Source organism: Bacillus cereus group sp. BfR-BA-01331, assembly GCF_022663915.1.
GTDB classification, from domain to species: domain Bacteria; phylum Bacillota; class Bacilli; order Bacillales; family Bacillaceae_G; genus Bacillus_A; species Bacillus_A mycoides.
Genome location: NZ_JAKUGJ010000012.1, coordinates 30,592 through 50,710 on the forward strand (window position 1 = coordinate 30,592; position 20,119 = coordinate 50,710).

The following is a 20,119-nucleotide window of genomic DNA, read 5'->3' on the forward strand; positions in this document are numbered from 1 at the left end:
CTTGAAATCTTATATATTTGTCGTAACTTATTGAAGATAGATGCCTGATTATTGCTTAGTAATTTTATTTTCACTAATACATTGCCACGTAAAAAAACAGCTAATATCTTAATATGATATTAGCTGTTTTTTATAATGTATTAAGATATGAATAAAAACTATATTTCTAACTTACTTAATTTTTGCTGCATCAAATGCTTTTTGCACTGCTTGAACTTCAGCTGTATTCGCCCCATATTTATTAGTTGCCACTCGAATACATGCTGATTTCAATTCTTTGAAATTAGATGTCATGTTTAACTCATCTGTATTTGCATAATAGAAAATATCAAACATTTTATCTTCACCAATTCCTTTAACAGTTACTCCGTTATGAGTTCCGCCTTTTGCAATGAGATACGCAACTTTATTAATAATACTTGAATTAAAATGAACGCCACCTTGATCCCATCCATTAAAATCGTTAAATTCACTGTAATCATCTGGATACGGTACTCCAAGTGAAGATGGAACAGAAGCTGGGTTTTCCATATCACGGAAAACAGATCCAGTTTGTTCGCCCATTGTCCAGTTAAAGCTTCCATTATTTACGTATTTCTCAATAGATGTTCCCATAATATCAGATAGCGCCTCATTAATCGCACCAGATTCACCGTAATATTCAAGATTAGATTCGCTAGAAGTAACAGCATGTGTAAATTCATGTCCAGCTACGTCATATGCCTTGACAATAGGATCGCCATATACAAGCATACTTCCATTATTAGCACTTAATGCATTTTGCCAATTTTTCGGATCGTTCGTATCTTCAGAATCCCAAGCATGTACAACTGAAACTACCTTTTGTCCCTTATTATCAAAACTATTACGCTTATATTTATCTTTATAAAAATCAAATACCTTTGTTGCTAAGTAATGAGCACTTACTGCTTTTGAATCGTTAAATGTTGTTGAAGTGCTGGTTGCTAGTGTACCAGGATAATAGCTTTCTTCTTTAGTAATATCTCTGTAATTCACATCATATGTTTCAATTCCTTGCCCTCTTGTATAATCAGCAAGTGCATATTTGCCATTACTTTGTTTAGAAATACCAAATGAACGAGATATACCTAAATCATCTTTTCCTGTTCCAGTTAATGATGTAAGACTACTTTTTTTACTTCCCTTTAAAGCTCCAACTAGTTTTTCACTTGCTTTTAAGTTAGATTCTTGTACCATATTTTTTAACATATCACCATTTTGTGCATTTACTAAATAAGTTCCGGAAACATAGTTTGGTGTTGCCGCTTCAAAGGTAACTTGGTATGCATTGCTAGCTTGTCCATTATTTTCATCAACAAAAATAACTTCCTTAACTTCTGGCTCAGAAATAAACTTGATATCGTTCCCGTACTTCGTATAAATATATTGTTTCGCTCCATCTTTTGATAGATTAATAGGCTTTTTCAATTCTTCTTGTTTTAAATTTTGCGCGCTATCGCCTGAAACACTTTTAATAACACCCTTATTATCTACGTGTGCAGTTAATTGATGGCCATATACTTCTTTTCCTTCGTATGTTTGCTGCATACGCACAAGTGTTGTTCCATCATACGAACCACGTTTTTGAAGAACTTTATAATCTACTCCTGTTTCTCCATTGACTTGATTTGGAGAAAGAGCTTGTTCAGCTTTCTCCTTAAGAGCATCTTTTACTACATTCTCTGGTGTTTTTTGTGACGGTTGTGTAAGTTCACCTGAACGGAATGAGTCCTCCTGAATTTGAACTTGAAGTTGATCTGTTTCCTCTGCATGACCTATTCCGTATGGTGCCACAGCTGTTAAAGCTAATCCTGTTGTTAATGCTACCTTAGTTAATGTCTTTGTGTTTTTCATTTTTTTACCTCGTATAATTTTTGAAATAGAAAGCTTGTACAAAGTATACTGTCTACTTATGTCGAAAAAAAGAGAAAATACAAAATTTATGTAATATTATGCAAAATTACATATATGTGGTCGATAAAATAAAAAATGAGCCCTTTTAGGTGCTCATCCAATTGGTTAGTCGTTAATTATCTATATTCATTCTAATCAAAGTACACTTATATCTTATTAACAACATAAAAAACCACTCTTTACTATTTTAAGAATAGTAGATAAATACTTTAGTGAGGCAACGCATATACAAGTTAGATTTTTCAATATAATTTTGTTATTTATGTCTATAGCTGCATGGATTGTAACGTTTTGAGACTGCTGAAGTCTTATATGAGTTTCATCTTGTCAAAAATATCTTTCAAAGATAAATTTGTCTCCCCATTTAAATATAGAAAAGGACATATCTATTGCATGTTATTAACTTAAGGTATGTTCTTTTAAAGCATATTATAAATATACATAGTGAGAAATGAAACAATAATTATTTAAATGAAAAATCCCCTAAATCTTCAAAGCGATTCAGGGGATTTTTTACCGATGATTCTCTATATTTCCATACCGATCACAAACTTTTTTAGGTTAATGGTATGTCCAAGTTTAATAGTTTTTTGCACGAGAGCCATCTTTTTTATATTTATTTAATTATCCTACTAAGTTTTTTGTAAAATTCACCTTTTCTTTTTACATGATTAAACTGATTTGGATTAATATTAGCTTTTTGTGAGAGTGCTACAATCTCTTCTTTTGTAATTGAATCTTTAGTATTTATAGATGCTATATTTGTATATTTTCCATCTTCTGTTTTTGGGATTTCTAAAATCCCTTTATTTATAAGATCAACTACAGCCTTATGCTCTGAAGAATGTGTATCTACACCAGTAATTTTCCAATTATGCATAACTTTTGGCGTGTATACACCGTTCTTTACCTCTTTTAAATATGTAATAGCAAGGTTACGAATGGTTCCACCTGTTTCTCCGAATGCATTCTCTTGTTTAGATGACCAAGTTTGTTCAAATTTACGTCCCTCTAAAGCTCCCCCTTTTGCCTGAAGAGCCTCCATTCTATACGCATTCATTCCTAGCGTCATAACATCGCTCATTTTGATTGGTTTATTTGTACGAATAGAGCGTAAATTTGTAATTCTACTACCATATGGTTTTGTTAAGTCAATTTCGTATTTTACGCCTCCAAAGAAATCGTTCGTACTGTATTTAGACGCACGACGGTTTTTATCAAAGCTAACTGTTACATCTCCGGCACGAGATGAGTTAAAATATCCTGCTGCCCATTCCATATAGTCTTTTAAATCTTTTCCAGTTATCTTATATACTGTAATTTCTCCCAAAGCATATTGATAATTATAAGCAATATCTTTCTTCTTTATAGGACCTATATCCAAACGGGCATAATCATTATCAATTTGATGGGCTACTACATCCGCCTTGCTGTAATGGAGCATGACTTCATGAAAGAAATCTGATAAAGGTGTCTCTTGAATCTGCACACTTGGAATACCCTTTATTTCATTTTCAGGAACAAGGTTTCTACCCTTTAATTGAGCGACTACAACATTTGCATCTCCTCTCGCATACTCATGAAAAGGTGTTAGTGTTTCTTCAAGTGTAGAATCAGATAATACTGTAGTTCCATCAGCATTTTTTACAGGTATAGCGGTAGCTGTTTTATCTTTTAAAACAAGCTTCCCATCTTGCTTTGTAAAAGTAAGGTCAATACGTGAAATATGCGTTCCGTATTTATCTGGTTCTGTAATAATTACGCCATTTACAACTTCTTTTTTTACAAGTTTATGCATATGAGCCGCAAAAATAGCGCTTAGTTCCGGACAAGCATTCGCAATATCTTGAACACCAGTACCTGGGATTCCATTCTCATTTTCTAGTCCCATATGCATAACCCCTACCATTACATCTACTTTATCTTCTAATTCTTTAATAGCCTTTTTTGTCTCTTCTACTGGATTTTTCACTACTAAACCATCCAAATGATCTGTCCCTTTTTCAAAATCACTAATCATTGGTGTATTCATACCAATAATCCCGACTTTAATTCCACCTTTTTCAACAATCGTATATGCAGGAAGAAAACGCTCTCCATTTTCCTTATAAATATTTCCTGCTAACGTCTTTCCCTTGTATTGCTCACTAACTTTTTTCAATGTATCTAATCCAAAGTTGAATTCATGATTTCCAAATGCCCAGGCGTCATATCCCATTGTATTCATTGCTACCATCATTGGCGATTGTGGCTTATCGTTGAATAATTCTACTGAGTTTCCTTGAATTGTATCCCCGGCATCTACTAATATGGTATTTGGATTTTCTTGACGTACCTTCTTTATAACCGTATAAAGCTGCGTCAAACTTCCACTCATATTTGCTCCATCAAGCGCATAATCCCAAGGCATAAATCTACCATGAATATCTGCAGTACCTAACAATGTAATATTAACATTAGATTCCTCAGCCTTAGAAATAGCTGGTTTGACTGTTACTGCTGTTACAAGAAGCATAAGAATAATAAAATAGCATACATAGTTCTTCCATTTCGTTTTTTGCATAATATCAATATTTCTCCCCTTTTTGTACTGTCATAAAGTTGCTTGAACTTTAAAAATATAACTTGTTATTCAGAAAACTTCAACTGCAAAAATAAAGAGAATAAAATGCATATATCCCTTAATAGAATTGTATTTTATCGTTTTCTGACAAAATACTTATTCCTCAAACGCGTGAAAGGTGCTTACCCAATGGTAGGTGTAAGATTACTTTCAAAAATTTGGACATATAGCTCATTTCCGAAAATCATTATAACTTAAAGATATAGTGTGTAATGCTGATTACATTTTCGGATTTCATTGCCAATTTATTTCCTTCTAAATGAAAATGCTGAGATCACTTCCAAAAATAATAACCCCGCTCTTCATTTAAGACGGGGTTACACTTATACAGCAAATCGGATTCAGATTTTTTCGAATGTTCGTTTCCTCTTCAGGGGTAAGATCTACTAGTTTCGTAATTTCTTCAGCTTATTGGTTGCTTTCAACTAAATTCATCATAATTTTAATCAGGATTTCTATTTTATCACTCGAAAGCTTGATGCTATCCCAAATCGCTCAAAAAATAGATAATGATGTTTACTTTTCAACTCCACAAAGCAATTTTATCTCTTTAATTTGTTCTATATGACGCTGTTCATGCAAATAGATCAGTTCTATCCACTGATCAAGAAGTAATTCTCCAAGAGCTGGATGCGTCACTGATTTTTTCGCTAATATAGATTCATCTTCTATTGTACTCAGGAAACGCATCAATTCTTTTCTAGAGTCGTTTAACAAATCAACCATTTGCTGCACTTCAAATGGTTCTATACTTGGTTCAATCATTTCTGGGGCTATAAATTTTATCGATCTATCTAATAAAATAGTGTGAATTTCTTTACGCTCATTTAAGATACTATCCATCTTTTTTAATCCCGATGAAATAACTGTTATAACTCTCTCATCTAATAAAACTAAGTGATGACAAACTTGTGCTATACTCCATTTATCCTTATCTGGTTTCCTATTAAATTGAGCATCACTTAACAAAGTAATTTCCTCAAATAATTGATTTCTAGTTTCATAAAACTTGTCATTTACAAATGTATTCATGTGAACTCTCCTTTCATTAGAACCTACATACTTAGATTCCTACGCTAGAAATATTCTCTATGGAAAAAAGATTTTCCTTCACTATTATTCCAATCCAATCTTTTCTTTCTTTAGTAGGTTCTCTAATTCATGCTGAAACGTATGAGTTCTCTCAACATCCTTGAAGATTTCCTTGGGGTTATTATGCGCTACAGCTACATCATAATACTTTCCACGGAATCCCTTCAATATAACCACATAAAACGTTCCTAATTATCAATCTAGCATTAAATATATGTAAAAAATCATCCTATTCATTCATTTTTAATGCTTATGTATGTACATTTGTTAATTTATTAGTTATATTATGGGTATTGAATGATTACGAAAAGTCAATAAATCGCTTGTATAACACCTTATATTTTTATATCCGTGAAAACTACAAAATGTATAAAATTCCATTTGTCAAATGAATTTAATGCGGAAGGAGGTTTGTGGTTACTTCATCGGGATATAATAATCAGTTTTGAACTGATAAAAATATAGGAGGCGACATAATGTTTCGTACGATTTCAAATTTCATGAGAGTAGCTGAGATAAGAAACAAAATTCTTTTTACACTAGCGATGCTAATTGTTTTTCGAATTGGCACGTTTATTCCAGTTCCTCATACTAACGCAGAGGTATTAAAAGTACAAGATCAAGCCAACGTTTTAGGTATGCTAAACGTATTTGGCGGAGGAGCACTGCAACACTTCTCAATCTTTGCTGTAGGTATTACACCATATATTACAGCTTCTATCATTGTACAATTACTACAAATGGACGTTGTACCTAAATTTACAGAATGGGCAAAGCAAGGAGAAATGGGCCGTAAGAAATCAGCTCAATTTACTCGATACTTTACAATCATTCTCGCATTTATACAATCCATTGGGATGTCTTATGGTTTTAATAATATAGCAGGTGGACAATTAATTACAGATCAAAGCTGGACTACATACTTATTTATTGCGACAGTTTTAACTGCTGGTACTGCATTTTTACTTTGGTTAGGTGAACAAATTACCGCTAATGGCGTTGGTAATGGAATCTCAATGATTATCTTCGCAGGACTTGTTGCGGCGATTCCGAATGTCGCTAATCAAATTTATTTGCAACAATTCCAAAACGCAGGCGATCAGTTATTTATGCACATAATAAAAATGGTTTTAATTGGACTCGTAATTTTAGCGATAGTTGTTGGTGTTATTTACATCCAACAAGCAGTTCGAAAAATACCGATTCAATATGCAAAAGCTGTTTCAGGAAACAATCAATATCAAGGAGCAAAAAATACTCATTTACCTCTTAAAGTAAATAGTGCAGGTGTAATTCCTGTTATCTTTGCTTCAGCCTTTTTAATGACGCCGCGTACAATTGCGCAGCTCTTCCCTGATTCAAGCGTATCTAAATGGATAATTGCGAATCTTGATTTTGCACATCCATTTGGAATGACACTATATGTGGGTCTTATCGTTGCCTTCACATATTTCTACGCGTTTATTCAAGTAAATCCTGAACAAATGGCTGAGAATTTGAAAAAGCAAAACGGATATGTCCCGGGTATTCGCCCAGGTAAATCTACAGAACAGTATGTAACAAAAATTTTATACCGTTTAACATTTATCGGTGCGATTTTCTTAGGAGCAATTTCAATATTACCACTTGTATTTACAAAAATCGCTACATTACCACCATCTGCTCAAATCGGTGGTACAAGTTTACTAATCATCGTAGGTGTTGCATTAGAAACGATGAAGACGTTAGAAAGTCAACTTGTGAAGCGTCATTATAAAGGTTTTATAAAAAAAGTGAATTAATTACAAAAACACACTAGGATATAAAGACCTAGTGTGTTTTTTATTCTATAAAAATAAAACCCTCATTTTCTCGCTTCATATTTTTATCTTTATTTCATTACCATAAAAGTAGCTCCTTTCTCTCACCTTCAATATATCCCTCGGTGGTTATAAAAAGTCTCAGCATGAATTTATCTATAATTAAATAGTCTGGTACAAAATCTTTTAATGTTATTACTTGCTTTCTAACAATTCTTTTGTCACCTTTTATTCCAAAAACTTTAGCTTCTAAATAATCAATTTCACCTAAAAATAAATCTATCCCTTGATATATAGGGATTCCAACCAATCCTTTAACTTCTGGTTATATTGTGTAAGTTGTCTATTACTATCGTATAAAAAGAGATGTTGAAATTCATTAACAATGTAGTTTGTAGACACAGGTATCATATTTTTCTTTCAAAAAAACAGAGTGCCGCTCAACTAGCTCTCTGTTTTAAACTAATTATATTATTGCGTATGTAAAATACCTTGCAAAACAACTTCTAATCCCCAGCGGAATCGTTCTTCTCCACCAGATAACATATCTTCTTTTAGACTTACAATCATTGGATACCTTGCTGTATCTAAAGCCTCATACGAAGCACGAATTGGGTCAAGAGTGGTACCTTTTTCTTTGCGAGCTGTTTGTTCATATGCGACCGAAGCAGCATATAACAGTAAAATATCTACTCCCCATGCTGATGCTCTTGCATTCACTCCACCTTCATGTAATTGACGCAAAATCTGTTCAGTAAGGGCTAAAGAATTTGGCCCAATTGGAATTGTCATTAAAGCTAATTCTGCCATTCCAGAAGAGTCGAATAAAATTCGAAAATATGAATGTACAAGTGCAAATAGTTCTTTTTTCCATGGTTCATTTTTCTCATCCGTTATTTCAATTTTCCCTAGACCATAATCTAATACATACGCTCTTAATTCATCAGCATTTTTTACGTATACATATAAAGAAGACGGACCTGTATCTAATACTTTTGCAATTTTACGCATACTAAGGCCAGAAATACCTTCAGACTCTAATAGGTCATAAGCGGTCTTAACAATGATTTCCTTACTTAACGGTTCTTTTGCTGGTCGTGAACGACGACTAGTAATTGTATTCGTTTGTTCTTCCATAGTTCTCCTTTAGTAAATATATTTTTATTGTTGCTCATGAAGTTGATTCATAAGATTATACATTTTCATAGTAGCATCCTCTGAGAAACAAATCTCAAGATTATCATTTGACACTTCAGCGGATTGAGAAGAATAATCGTACATTTTTTCTTCGTAATTTCCAATTGCCTCGTTCAAATTATCATGTTTTACAATAGATAATGCAAGTTCTGCCGCATCACGCATCGCTAGATTCACACCTTCTCCAGCAAATGGAGACATTAAATGTGCAGCATCACCAATTAAAGTAACACCAGGCGTACTTTTCCAAGTTAGTCCAACAGGTAACATATAAATTCGTCTAGGAAAAATCGCACCATCTGCACATCTAATATAATTTTTAAGTGTTTCATCCCAGTCTTCGAAATATTGTAGAAGTTGATGTTTTGCTTCTTCTAAATTTTTAAATGGAATTCCACAATTATCAAGCCATTTTTTATCTGTTCTAAAACTTAAATACACGCGAATACTGTCATCTCCATTTAATTGCGCAAGAATTCCTTTATGCTCCGCAAGTGCAAATACTTTGCCACGTCGATTAAATTTCGCCATCTGAGGATGATTTTTCGTTACATTTTTCAAATTCAATTCTACCATGCTAATACCAGTATATTGCGGTATAGAATTTGTGACAAGTGGACGAATTCGAGAGAAGGCACCATCTGCTGCTACCACTAAATCAACAGTGTCTACATGTTCATTTTCAAAATGAAGTTCATGTATACCATTTTCTACAGGAATGGCTTTTGTTAAGTTATAGCCCCAATGTATACATTGCGGATCAACAGAATTTAAAAGTAACTCACGTAAAGTGCCTCGATCAATTTCCGGACGATCTCCGCCATTAGGATCCGCTACTTCATCTAAATATATTTTCCCGTTCTTATCACATAAACGAAAATCTTCTCCCTCATATCTAGCAAGTTCATTAAATTGTTCTAACAATCCTGCTTCTTTAAGCGCCTCTTGTCCGGAATCATGATGAATATCTAATGAACCTCCTTGTTGCCGAATCCATGGTGATGTTTCTCTTTCATATACGACACATTTTAAACCATGTTTCTGTAATATACGAGCTAATGTTAAACCTCCTGGTCCAGCACCTATAATTGCAATACGTTTTTCTCCTTTATTTTTTCTTTCCATCATTTATCACACCTTATATTTTATTGAATTACTTGTTTTATTTATAACATAACGTACACTGTTCGTAAAGTACATCGTTCGTTAATTACTAAGCAAATTATGTTAAACTTAATGTGTAAAAATAAAAAGCATGTTACAAGTCAGTAGTAACATGCTTTTTAAGTTGATAAAGTAATAAACTTTTATTAACTTAATAGTCCAATGATTCCATTTGTATTATTTACATTTCTTTCTTCAATAACTTCCCTTGCTTAAAATAAACGCCCAGCGTAGAACGATTTGCTAAAAATACACCAATCAAGATTAAACAAGCACCAATTCCCATTGCAGGATTTAATGGTTCTCCTAATACAAAATAACCTACAATAACAGCAATTAACGGAGATACATACAACCAAGTCGATGGAAATACTGGATTTGTTTTTGATAAAAGCCAGTAATATAAACCGTGTCCACCGATAGATCCTACAAATATAAGATATAAAATTGGCCATTGTACATTCCAAGATGTTAATACAGCTAAATTCGGCTGTTCCATTACAACAGATACAATTAATAGCAACACTCCTCCATAAAACATTTGAATGCCGTTAATGAGAAATGGTGATACGTTAGGTAAATCTGAAAGTATCTCTTTAGAACGAATAGAACCTATTCCATAAAACAACTCTCCTACTAATATAACAAGGCAAGCGATACTCCATATGAATGTAAGTTCTTGATGCATTCCAGGTAAAGAAATGCAAAAAACACCAAGGAGTGCTATAACTAAAGCGACAAGTTGTTCTTTTTGCAATTTTGTTTTATTTCTCTTTGATTGTAATAGCAAAATCATCATTGGGGCTGTTGCAGATAGAACTGCAGCTAATCCAGAAGAAATATATTGTTCAGCCCAGTAAAGGGTCGCGAATGTCATAAATGTTAAACAAAAACCAGCATATATAATACGTTTCGATAATAAGTAAGGCATAATATCCTTTCGCTTTAATTTAAAAATAATAATGAGAATAAGGCCCGCCAAAAAGAAACGAATTCCAGCTGAAAATAATGGTGGTGCCCCCGCTTCTATTCCAATTTTTATCGTTAAAAATGTCGTTCCAAAAATAATACATACTAAAATATAATTTAAAATGACCATTTTCCTTCCTCCTTTTTACTCTTGAAATGAGTATAGAGGATATGGTGTATAACAGTGTATCCACGCATATAACAGTTGAATAAAAATATAGTTGATTGTCAGACTGTTTTTCGCTTTAATTAAATTAAAAAGAAAAACAGGTGATTCTATGAAGATAGTACTGCGTAAAGAATCCAACATACCATATTACCAACAAATATATATGCAAATTGTTGAGAGAATTCAAAGCGGGATGCTTTCACATGGCGATTACCTCCCTTCTTTACGTTCTATGGCCGATGATTTACAAATTAGTTTATTAACTGTTCGTAAAGCGTATAAGCAGTTAGAAACGAAAGAATATATACGCATTGAGCAAGGAAAAGGTGCCTATATACATAAACGTGTGAATAAAGATTTCAAACCAATTCCGTATCAATGGCAAAAAACGAAATCCATTAATGTTATGCGTTCTCAATATGTAATGAACCAACACCGTAAATATTTCGATTTTTCACAGGCGGTCCTTTATCCACGTTTATTACCAAATCCGTTTCTTTCAGATGAAATGCACAAATTACTTAATAAGGATCAAATGATACTGGCAACATACGGACCTGTTCAAGGTGATAAAGAACTTAGAGTGGAAATAACAAACTACTTAAAAGAACACCAACAAGTAGTTACAGATCCATCTCAATTATTAATTACAAGCGGTGCCCAGCAAGGAATCGATTTAATCGCCCAAACATTATTAAAGCCTGGAGACATAGTGTTAGTAGAAAGTCCGTGTTATGGAGCGGCGCTTGATGTATTTGTTAATAAAGGAGTTCAAATTATCCCTGTTAGTCTTGATAACAACGGCATTCGCTTAGATTTAATCGATGATATTTGTCAAAGAAAGAATCCTGTTTTGTTATATGTGAATCCTACTTTTCAGAATCCAACGGGTACAGTAATGAGTAAAGAAAGAAGAATGGAACTTGTAGAACTAGCAGAGCTTTATCAATTTTTCATTTTAGAGGATGATTCTTTCGGAGAGATATATTTTGAGGATTTTAAAATTCCCCCTCCAATAAAAAGCTTTGATACAAATGGTCATGTTATATATTTAAAAGGATTTAGTAAAACGTTAGCACCAGGTCTTCGCATCGCGGCACTTATAGCTGAAGGTCCTATCTTTGAATGGTTATACGCCGTGAAGGCTTCGATGGATATTGGTAGTCCCTTATTGACACAAAAAGCACTACTTCCTTTTTTACGAGCGGAACGAATGAAAAATCATTTAGAAAAATTACGTACTGCTTTACAAATTAGACGCGATTTAACAATTGATATATTATCTCCATTAAAAGAATTAGAATTTGAAATACCTAATGGTGGATTTAACTTATGGGTTACACTCCCGCAGTCAATCGATCCTTTTACATTATTACAAAAAGCGAATGAAGTAGATGTTTCTTTTTTACCTGGAACAGCTTGTTTGTTAAGCCATGAAACTCAATATAATCATTTACGAATTAGTTATTCAATGTTAAATGATAAAGATATGTTGATTGGATTAGAAAGATTACATGATACAATTGCTAAGTTTAAATCAATGATTTAAACTCCAAAACAACAACTAACCTCTTATTCACACAATAAAAAACCAACACTTTAAAATTTTATTAAAAGTCAAGATATAAGCTGAACCTATTATTAATAGTGAATTCTTATCTAATTTCATACATTAGATTTATAAAAATTAAAAGGATAGAAGAGCTTGAATAAATTCGCCCTATCTATCCTCTTTTTAAACACAAATGACTAATCATAGCGGACTTCGCTGTCACCAGAACCCGTATTGCTCTATTGCTATGCTCAAACTTTTTATTACTACTTGTTCAATAAGAGGTGTTTTCTTCCTGCATAAAATTTATTTTATAGGGAATTCATTATACTTATTAAAACAACAACATGATATAGACAAAACCAAAGAATAAACATAATGGACTATAGAACCAAGTGTCATATCTAGCAAACTGCGAATGTTTAATTTTTTTGAAAAATCCAACAAACTTAAAATCACCAATTGCCCTAATAATGAAAACTAAAGCACAGACAATACTTCCGATTTTAGATAAACTATTTGCTTCGAACCCCTGCAAATAACCTACTTGAACAACAATAATGACACTAGCTAATAGAATAAGAATGGCTACGAATAATGTTCCCCATATTCTCGGAGTAAAAGCAGGCTTATGTTCTCCCTCTTTTACTGGGATAACAGCAGCAGAACCCCATCGACCTCCAAAAGCCCAATAAATATGTAAAAAACTGATAAACCACAGAAGCCCCACAGCTACTACTATTAATAGTAATTTCATTTATTCGCCCCCAATTTCGTAACTTCAAAGATAACATACGCTACCGTATGTTATAGTGAAAATTTTGTCCCTTCAGGTTTTATAACCATATTAGGGACATTTATTATCTAATAATCAATTATGCCTCAGCATAATTCGGTGACATCCGCCGGAGGCTTTCACTTCTTTCAGTGGATGTTTGGACACCCGCTGAAAGAAGTGAAAAGCTCAACCATTTTATCAATATCAAAATTAGGATTTGCTTCAAACCTTGTCATCCATCCTACATACGTTAAATAGGCAAGTCTCGCTCGATCAATTGATTCAGTTTCGTCTACGCCCATTTTTTGATACAATTTTGCAACACAAGAAATTCTTTGTTCTTCTATATCTACTAAACGTGTTGCCACAACAGGATCATATTTAGCCCAAGCATAAATACCATTCTCAATTTTTTTATCTCGATTAAAACTAATCTGTAATAGCTGTTCTAAAGAGGCATCCTGTTGCTCCATACTTTGAACAATCAGCTTTGTTGCATGTACTTCCCAAAAGTCGAGCATAGAATCTAAAAGCTCTTGATGGTCACGAAAATAGTGATAGAAGCTTCCTTTGCTTATTTTTAGCAATCGAGCAAGTGCTTCAATGCGAACTTTATGTATACCTTCATTAGCTAATTGTTGTAATCCTACTTTTATCCAGTCTTCTCTCGTTAATTGCATATTATCTCTCCAATAAAATACGCTAGCGTATGTTTTACGTTAGATTACTACTATTCTCATTTTTTGTCAATTATTCATTCTGTTTATTTTTATGAACTTTAACGTTGTTGTTAATCGTAATATTGATCGTCATCACCCTCGGTAAATTGGATAACACGAAAGTCCCTTCAGGGTTACTGAAGGGACTTTTACACGTTTGCGAAAAGTGCCTTTATGTACAAGAAGCACTTTTCAGTCTAAAACTATTTTTTCAGATTGCATTGCTCTAGAAGCTTTTCTAGCATTTCCAAAGTAACTGGTTGTGCCTTAGTAGTTAGTTGATACCCAATCCGTCCATTCGTTTCTACAGTTGCTTGTTGTAAATTCTTGATTTCATGTATACCTTTTTCTCTCAGATGCATAAATAATTGTTGTTCTGACATTTTCGCGCGTAATAAATTCTTTTTTAAGATTTCTCCGTTTTCTATAACAATAATGCTATTTCCATTTAGAAACTTTTCTACTTTTCGTGATTTCAATTCAAAAAAATGAATAATAAGTAAAACACCCGCAAAAATAAACGCAGCAAAAATAGATGGGCCTACTTTCCTACTTAATATAGGTTCTACAATAATACGTCCTATAGAAACCACAATAATAATTTCAGCTCTCGTCATTTGGCTAACAGATTTACTACCTGTCAATTTTAAAACAATAATTCCAGTGAGGATTAAAATAATGCTTTCAAAAAGTATATTCATTACAGCCCAATCCTTTAATAGTGAATGTTACTAGTATTCCCATTAAAGGATTTTTATGATATTTTAAAGTATCCATGCTCTTTACGTGCCTTATTCTTTGAGGCACCTCTCTCCCAGCTAGTACTGGTAAAGCATCAATTTTCTTCATTGCTTCTACTTGTGATTCGTTACGAATCATTGCATACACAGTATGACCTTCTGAAAACATTCCAAAATCATTACAAGAAGACATTAAGACCGATGTCGTCATTGACTTAGATACGGACTATATTTATATCCCTAATAGATAACAATAACCCAGTAAACTAAAATGGTTTAATGTAACTTACGATTCAGACAAGAATTTAATAAAATAAGTAATTGCCCAAATAGAAGTCGCGAATTGAGTGACAAAATACATTGTCCATTCGAAAGAAGTCAGTTTTCTCTCTCGTTTAATCTTCTTTAAGTATCTGTAAAATATTAATGTACTCAAAAACATAAGTAATAAAGAGAATTGTTGTAAATCATCGACTATACGTACCGCCATAGACTCCATCACCCTCCTATACAAAATATAGACTATACTTTAAGGATATCATTTTTTTGGTAATGATTCCCTATATATTTAATGAAGTTAAAAAATGTTTTATGCGATATATGTGTAAAGATAATAAAGTTGTTTAATTTTGTTCTTAGAAATACATTAATCGCCTACTCATAAATTTGATGGGCGATTATTATTTTTGTTTAATAATTGCTTTATTTCAATCACGACATTAATAATAGGTTTTGGTCTAAATGATTCTTACAAGGAATCTCCTAATCTTGGACTTACTGATTTGGAAAAATAAAATTATTATGATCGTCTCAATTACCATTATTTTGGAGAACAATGTGCTATTATATATTCGTAATCAATGAAATAATAAGAAAGAAGGGGCTGTTGTGGAAACAAAGATTATAGAAACAGAGAAGAAAATTGATTCAAAATCCCTTTTGGCTTTGGGATTATTAATTATTTCCGGGATTGTATATCAACTTTTCGCAGTGTTAGGAGATAATATACCTGAAGTATTGGGAATGATTCTTGAAGCTTTATGGAATCTTGTATTATGTGGAATTATAGGATACTATTTTTTAGGAAAAATATCATTAGAGCAATTTAAACATTTTAATATTAGGACATTACTTTGGGGTTTGCCTTTAACAATTATCGTAGGTATGGCTTCCAACTTAATATTCAGTTACATTTTTGAACCTGCAACTAAAAATTCCGTTGCTGAAGTAATAAGTATTTCTATGATTTTATTCCGTGTACCCTTTATGTTAATGGGTGAAGAGTTGATTTGCACTAATATAATTATCGCATTACAAAAATTAGGATTAAAATTTGGCACGGCATCATTAATATGTAGTTTGTTGTTCGCTTTGTGGCATATTCCAGCTTATGGTTTTGTGCCAATGCAGTTATTAATAACTATAATCCCAATTAGATTAGCACTAAATTATATATGGAAAAATTCAAAAAGTATTTGGGTAAGTTGGATTTGTCACTTTATTTTTGACTGTATTTCATTTGTACCAATGCTTTTTAAATAACTATTTTATCCCTCTATTTGTGGGCAGTAAACGCCCAATTGGTGAAGGCTAATAATCAGTGGAGAATGGACACCTCCACACTGATTAAAGTTTCACTTTATTTTTAAGAGGACTTTATTATTTATGTACAGTATAAAGAAAAAGAGCACTCAGCTATTGAGTGCTCTAAAAACATTAATTTTGATTCAAAACATTCTCCTCAAAATATTTCCCCCAATCTGGGCGTCTTCCATCCATATCTGTAAATCCATACTCTCTTCCTAATTCCCATGAACTTAACGCTCGTCCAGGTTTTTCATGAACAGTTGGATCACTTGCTAAAGATGCAATTGCTCTTCCAACAAAGAAAGGAGTTTCTGATGCGATAAAATGAGGGTCTTGTTTAGCTCCTTCTCGCCAATTCTCCTCTGTTACACCAAATATATCTAACATCGCTTCTGAACGAAGGAATCCTGGACTAACTGCGACAGCTGTAATATTGTGTTGTTCTAAATCTTTCGCCATAGCTTCTGCTAAATGAATTGTTGAGACTTTTGCTAAACTATAGTACAAATTACCTCGATATTGATAATCGACGCCATCTGTAATTTCAATAACAAGTCCCATTTTATTTTTCACCATTAATGGTACACCGTAATGGCTTGTCATTATATGAGAATGAACAGCTCTTTGTTGCATAAGTAGTCCGTTATGTAGGTTGTGTTCCCAGAAAGGTTTCTCCCATTCCGTTAAAGGATCGCCGCCCCAAACATCGTTTACTAAAATATCAAGCTGTCCATTTTGTTCTTCTTGAATCTTTGTAAATAAAGCTTTAATATCTTCTACTGTATGGTCAACACGAACTGCGATTCCTTTTCCGCCTTGCTTTGTAACAAGCTCTGCCGTTTCTTCAATCGTTTCAGTTCTCCCCATACAGGATAAATTCCCTTTTGTACTTCTTCCTGTTACATATACAGTTGCACCGGCTTCACCAAGCATCATCGCAATACCTCTTCCGGCGCCTCGTGTTGCTCCGGCCACAACTGCTACTTTACCTTGTAATGGTTTCATATCATTCTCCTTAATTATTTTTGGTACACTCTTATTATCATATTTTTTATATAGATTTCTCCATGTGGAGTAATAAATTTTAACGTAATTACACCACAAACACCATTATAAAACTGAAACTCACCTTGCATATTTGATATAGAGACTTCCTTATCTTTAAATGAGCTTCACATTTGATATAGGAATGTTGTTATGATCGACAATAACAGCCTTCGTATGAATTGCAACTGTTAAACATTCTTTACTTTTCTTATTATATATAGTAATTGTAATCACTCCAATGACTACAGCAACACATACATAAAGCCATTATTTTTCTATACACAACAAGACCCTTCATAAGCACTATTCTTTTTTGAACTGAAAATCTACACGGTTCATTCGCTTTATTTCCTCACTTACTTTGCGAATCCCTTCTTCAATCTTGTCTTCTTTTACATTTGATACGTTTAACTTTAACAATCTCTCTTTATGAAAGTTACTTAAATAATTTTTATCAATAGAATCTATGCTTATTTGACTCTTGCTTAAATTTTTAATAAATGTGTCCGTGACTATATTTCTGTTCAACTGTAAGCAAGTATGTATCCCGATTGGATCAACTGTTCTATAAGTAAACAAATGTGGATTTTCATTTTGAACACCTTCTACTACTGCCGCTAGTTTTTTTGACCTATTGTAGTAAGATGCTTTTATTTTATGTTTATGCCGATCAAACATTCCGCTCTTTATGTAAATTTCTAAAGCAGCTTGCGAAATCATAGGACTATCGATATCTAAAATCTTTTTATACTTATAAAAGGCATCTGTAATGGATTGCGGGATGACTGCAACACCGACTCGCAAGCCAGGAAAGATGATTTTCGAATAACTTTTTAAATATATAACATGATTACAATTATCTTGGCTGTAAAACGTATCTACTTTTGAATCAGTTTCTAAATCTGCTAAATAGTCGTCTTCCACTATAAATACATTATATTTCTTCGCAAGTTTAATAATCTTTTCTCTCTCTTTTTTAGAATACGAAGTTCCAAGTGGATGATGAAATCTTGGAGTTGTATAAAAGAATTTAATTTTTTCTGTGCTAAATATCCGCTCTAGTTCATTTAAATCTATCCCTTCATGCGTACGCTTTATTCCGATCACAGGGATCTTATTTATTTCTACATATTCAATATATAAATGATAACTTGGCTGCTCAATTAGTATCGTTTCGTTTTCATTCGGAAATGGTATTGAAGTTAATATAGCAAGCGCCTGCTGCACACCTGACGTTATAAATATATTATCTTCCTTTGTGAAAACTTGATAGTTTGCTAATTGTTTTTGCACAACCGAAATTAAAGATGGTAACCCTTTCGGTGTTCCGTATATAAACAAATCATTCTTATATGTATCAATCGCTTTATTAATGCAATGCTGAAAATCTAAGTATGGAAAAACATCTGGATCTGGGGCCGAAGAAGCGAAATCAATAATCTCGTTACTTTCTACGTAACTTCCAGATTTCTTAACAACGTAGTATCCACTTTGAGGTACAGAATAAATAATATGACGCTTTTCCAATTCATGCAGCGCTCGTATTACAGTCGCCTTATTACATTCATATTGTGTAACAAGCGACCGTATAGACGGTAATTTCTTTCCTTCTTTTATCTCACCATTTTGAATCATACTTTCTAAGTCGTTCAAAACATGTAAATATTTATACATCATTACACCTCCTATTTTTTGTACCGGTACAGTTTGCATTTGTTCACATTGTAGCACTAGATCATAAAGATTACTATGTACGTATACTGGCCAGTAAGAAATTAACTACTATGAGGTGAAATTATGAAAAATACAACAAAAGCATATTTATCAGCGTTACTCTATTCTTTAATTATTGGATTTTCATTTATGTTTGTGAAACTAGCATTAACCATTACGAGCCCTCTTGATACTCTTGCTCATCGTTTTACAATTGCTTTCATAGCAGCAAGCATTCCGATTATTTTCGGTTTTGTAAAGTTAAATATATCATTTAAAAACATACTTACACTTTTACCACTCGCAATATTTTATCCAGCATTGTTCTTTGCTTTCCAAGCATTTGGCTTAGTATATACAAGTTCATCTGAAGCTGGAATTATACAAGCAGCGATCCCTATATTTACGATGATACTAGCTTCCTATTTTTTAAAAGAATATACGAATACATGGCAAAAAACATCAGTATGTATTTCTGTCATAGGTGTCATTTATATATTTGTTATGAATGGTATAGGGGCTCATGAAACGAGCTTCATCGGTGTTATCCTCATTTTATTATCGGCATTATCATCTGCTTGCTATAATGTATTAGCTCGAAAAATGACAAAGAAATTCAAGCTAATGGATTTAACATACACAATGACAGCAATCGGTTTTATTAGTTTTAATTTCATCGCAATCATTGACCATATGAACAAAGGTACAATAACTGTATACTTTAAGCCATTTACGAATGGAACATTCCTTATCTCCATTTTATATTTAGGATTATTATCTTCCTTACTAACAGCATTGTTATTAAACTATTCATTATCTTATATTGAAGCAGCGAAAATAAGTGTTTTTAGCAACTTATCTACACTTATTACCATTATCGCAGGCGTTGTATTCTTACAGGAGCAAATTTCCTACTATCATATTGTCGGTACACTTATGATTGTTCTTGGAGTAATAGGCACAAATTTTCTAGGCAAAAAAGGAATCATAGCGAAAAAGAAGAATACCTCCTTGAGTAAATAAAAAGTGAGGGGT

The 20,119-nt window shown here is 32.9% G+C and carries 19 protein-coding genes; 4 read left to right on the forward strand and 15 right to left on the reverse strand.

The window, feature by feature from the left end:
• Positions 1–171 precede the first annotated feature (171 nt).
• The 4 genes from MR155_RS20115 to MR155_RS20130 form a co-directional block, all read right to left on the reverse strand.
• Positions 172–1,875, reverse strand: a complete 1,704-nt coding sequence (locus tag MR155_RS20115; RefSeq protein ID WP_242310923.1) for a M4 family metallopeptidase — start codon at positions 1,873–1,875, stop codon at positions 172–174.
• 676 nt (positions 1,876–2,551) lie between these two features.
• A complete protein-coding gene (locus MR155_RS20120; RefSeq protein WP_002085369.1) occupies positions 2,552–4,498 on the reverse strand; it encodes a bifunctional metallophosphatase/5'-nucleotidase in 1,947 nt (648 codons plus the stop codon).
• Between the two features lie 576 nt (positions 4,499–5,074).
• Entirely contained in the window at positions 5,075–5,590 is a 516-nt protein-coding gene (locus MR155_RS20125) for a DinB family protein (RefSeq protein ID WP_001091627.1), read from the reverse strand.
• Positions 5,591–5,674: 84 nt separating this feature from the next.
• Complete coding sequence (locus tag MR155_RS20130) at positions 5,675–5,827, reverse strand: hypothetical protein (RefSeq protein ID WP_181777901.1); 153 nt, start codon at positions 5,825–5,827, stop codon at positions 5,675–5,677.
• A gap of 299 nt (positions 5,828–6,126) precedes the next feature.
• Here MR155_RS20130 and secY point away from each other — a divergent pair, with 299 nt between their 5' ends.
• Entirely contained in the window at positions 6,127–7,431 is a 1,305-nt protein-coding gene (secY, locus tag MR155_RS20135; protein WP_002069884.1) for a preprotein translocase subunit SecY, read from the forward strand.
• A gap of 97 nt (positions 7,432–7,528) precedes the next feature.
• Here secY and MR155_RS20140 read toward each other — a convergent pair whose 3' ends face one another.
• The 4 genes from MR155_RS20140 to MR155_RS20155 form a co-directional block, all read right to left on the reverse strand.
• Entirely contained in the window at positions 7,529–7,759 is a 231-nt protein-coding gene (locus MR155_RS20140) for a hypothetical protein (RefSeq protein ID WP_242310924.1), read from the reverse strand.
• 161 nt (positions 7,760–7,920) lie between these two features.
• The gene (locus MR155_RS20145; protein ID WP_219302369.1) at positions 7,921–8,586 is read right to left on the reverse strand and encodes a TetR/AcrR family transcriptional regulator; all 666 of its coding nucleotides are present in this window, start codon (positions 8,584–8,586) and stop codon (positions 7,921–7,923) included.
• Between the two features lie 24 nt (positions 8,587–8,610).
• Complete coding sequence (locus MR155_RS20150; protein ID WP_242310925.1) at positions 8,611–9,774, reverse strand: FAD-dependent oxidoreductase; 1,164 nt, start codon at positions 9,772–9,774, stop codon at positions 8,611–8,613.
• Between the two features lie 217 nt (positions 9,775–9,991).
• Entirely contained in the window at positions 9,992–10,909 is a 918-nt protein-coding gene (locus tag MR155_RS20155) for a DMT family transporter (protein ID WP_219302365.1), read from the reverse strand.
• Positions 10,910–11,057: 148 nt separating this feature from the next.
• On the opposite strand from MR155_RS20155, the gene pdxR reads away from it, so the two are divergent.
• A complete protein-coding gene (pdxR, locus tag MR155_RS20160) occupies positions 11,058–12,497 on the forward strand; it encodes a MocR-like pyridoxine biosynthesis transcription factor PdxR (protein ID WP_242310926.1) in 1,440 nt (479 codons plus the stop codon).
• A gap of 337 nt (positions 12,498–12,834) precedes the next feature.
• Here pdxR and MR155_RS20165 read toward each other — a convergent pair whose 3' ends face one another.
• The 5 genes from MR155_RS20165 to MR155_RS20185 all read right to left on the reverse strand — a co-directional run bounded on the left by MR155_RS20165 (position 12,835) and on the right by MR155_RS20185 (position 15,227).
• The gene (locus MR155_RS20165; RefSeq protein ID WP_002085376.1) at positions 12,835–13,257 is read right to left on the reverse strand and encodes a DUF3995 domain-containing protein; all 423 of its coding nucleotides are present in this window, start codon (positions 13,255–13,257) and stop codon (positions 12,835–12,837) included.
• A gap of 167 nt (positions 13,258–13,424) precedes the next feature.
• Positions 13,425–13,958, reverse strand: a complete 534-nt coding sequence (locus MR155_RS20170) for a TetR/AcrR family transcriptional regulator (protein WP_002032294.1) — start codon at positions 13,956–13,958, stop codon at positions 13,425–13,427.
• A 242-nt stretch (positions 13,959–14,200) separates the two neighbouring features.
• Positions 14,201–14,698: a DUF421 domain-containing protein gene (locus MR155_RS20175; RefSeq protein ID WP_002085380.1), complete on the reverse strand. Its 498-nt coding sequence runs from the start codon at positions 14,696–14,698 to the stop codon at positions 14,201–14,203.
• Positions 14,682–14,948: a hypothetical protein gene (locus MR155_RS20180; RefSeq protein WP_002085381.1), complete on the reverse strand. Its 267-nt coding sequence runs from the start codon at positions 14,946–14,948 to the stop codon at positions 14,682–14,684. Before MR155_RS20180 ends, MR155_RS20175 begins: the two co-directional genes overlap by 17 nt.
• Positions 14,949–15,023: 75 nt before the next feature.
• Entirely contained in the window at positions 15,024–15,227 is a 204-nt protein-coding gene (locus MR155_RS20185) for a hypothetical protein (RefSeq protein ID WP_000290880.1), read from the reverse strand.
• Positions 15,228–15,625: 398 nt separating this feature from the next.
• On the opposite strand from MR155_RS20185, the gene MR155_RS20190 reads away from it, so the two are divergent.
• On the forward strand, positions 15,626–16,279 hold the full coding sequence (locus tag MR155_RS20190; protein ID WP_219302362.1) for a CPBP family intramembrane glutamic endopeptidase: 654 nt from the start codon (positions 15,626–15,628) through the stop codon (positions 16,277–16,279).
• Positions 16,280–16,453: 174 nt separating this feature from the next.
• Here the strand turns inward: MR155_RS20190 and MR155_RS20195 are convergent, their stop codons facing one another.
• Together MR155_RS20195 and MR155_RS20205 are read right to left on the reverse strand one after the other, a co-directional pair.
• Positions 16,454–17,329: an SDR family oxidoreductase gene (locus MR155_RS20195; RefSeq protein ID WP_242310955.1), complete on the reverse strand. Its 876-nt coding sequence runs from the start codon at positions 17,327–17,329 to the stop codon at positions 16,454–16,456.
• Between the two features lie 345 nt (positions 17,330–17,674).
• Positions 17,675–19,045 (reverse strand): aminotransferase-like domain-containing protein, encoded by a 1,371-nt coding sequence (locus MR155_RS20205; protein ID WP_242310927.1) that lies wholly within the window; start codon positions 19,043–19,045, stop codon positions 17,675–17,677.
• Between the two features lie 123 nt (positions 19,046–19,168).
• Here MR155_RS20205 and MR155_RS20210 point away from each other — a divergent pair, with 123 nt between their 5' ends.
• Positions 19,169–20,107: a DMT family transporter gene (locus MR155_RS20210; protein WP_219302358.1), complete on the forward strand. Its 939-nt coding sequence runs from the start codon at positions 19,169–19,171 to the stop codon at positions 20,105–20,107.
• The last annotated feature ends 12 nt before the right edge of the window (positions 20,108–20,119 follow it).

Excerpts from the sequence above, each read along its gene's own strand:
- MR155_RS20115 (WP_242310923.1), bottom strand. The coding sequence starts at position 1,875 with ATGAAAAACACAAAGACATTAACTAAGGTAGCATTAACAACAGGATTA.
- MR155_RS20120 (WP_002085369.1), bottom strand. The coding sequence starts at position 4,498 with ATGCAAAAAACGAAATGGAAGAACTATGTATGCTATTTTATTATTCTT.
- MR155_RS20125 (WP_001091627.1), bottom strand. The coding sequence starts at position 5,590 with ATGAATACATTTGTAAATGACAAGTTTTATGAAACTAGAAATCAATTA.
- secY (WP_002069884.1), top strand. The coding sequence starts at position 6,127 with ATGTTTCGTACGATTTCAAATTTCATGAGAGTAGCTGAGATAAGAAAC.
- MR155_RS20145 (WP_219302369.1), bottom strand. The coding sequence starts at position 8,586 with ATGGAAGAACAAACGAATACAATTACTAGTCGTCGTTCACGACCAGCA.
- MR155_RS20150 (WP_242310925.1), bottom strand. The coding sequence starts at position 9,774 with ATGATGGAAAGAAAAAATAAAGGAGAAAAACGTATTGCAATTATAGGT.
- MR155_RS20155 (WP_219302365.1), bottom strand. The coding sequence starts at position 10,909 with ATGGTCATTTTAAATTATATTTTAGTATGTATTATTTTTGGAACGACA.
- pdxR (WP_242310926.1), top strand. The coding sequence starts at position 11,058 with ATGAAGATAGTACTGCGTAAAGAATCCAACATACCATATTACCAACAA.
- MR155_RS20165 (WP_002085376.1), bottom strand. The coding sequence starts at position 13,257 with ATGAAATTACTATTAATAGTAGTAGCTGTGGGGCTTCTGTGGTTTATC.
- MR155_RS20170 (WP_002032294.1), bottom strand. The coding sequence starts at position 13,958 with ATGCAATTAACGAGAGAAGACTGGATAAAAGTAGGATTACAACAATTA.
- MR155_RS20175 (WP_002085380.1), bottom strand. The coding sequence starts at position 14,698 with ATGAATATACTTTTTGAAAGCATTATTTTAATCCTCACTGGAATTATT.
- MR155_RS20180 (WP_002085381.1), bottom strand. The coding sequence starts at position 14,948 with ATGACGACATCGGTCTTAATGTCTTCTTGTAATGATTTTGGAATGTTT.
- MR155_RS20185 (WP_000290880.1), bottom strand. The coding sequence starts at position 15,227 with ATGGCGGTACGTATAGTCGATGATTTACAACAATTCTCTTTATTACTT.
- MR155_RS20195 (WP_242310955.1), bottom strand. The coding sequence starts at position 17,329 with ATGAAACCATTACAAGGTAAAGTAGCAGTTGTGGCCGGAGCAACACGA.
- MR155_RS20205 (WP_242310927.1), bottom strand. The coding sequence starts at position 19,045 with ATGTATAAATATTTACATGTTTTGAACGACTTAGAAAGTATGATTCAA.
- MR155_RS20210 (WP_219302358.1), top strand. The coding sequence starts at position 19,169 with ATGAAAAATACAACAAAAGCATATTTATCAGCGTTACTCTATTCTTTA.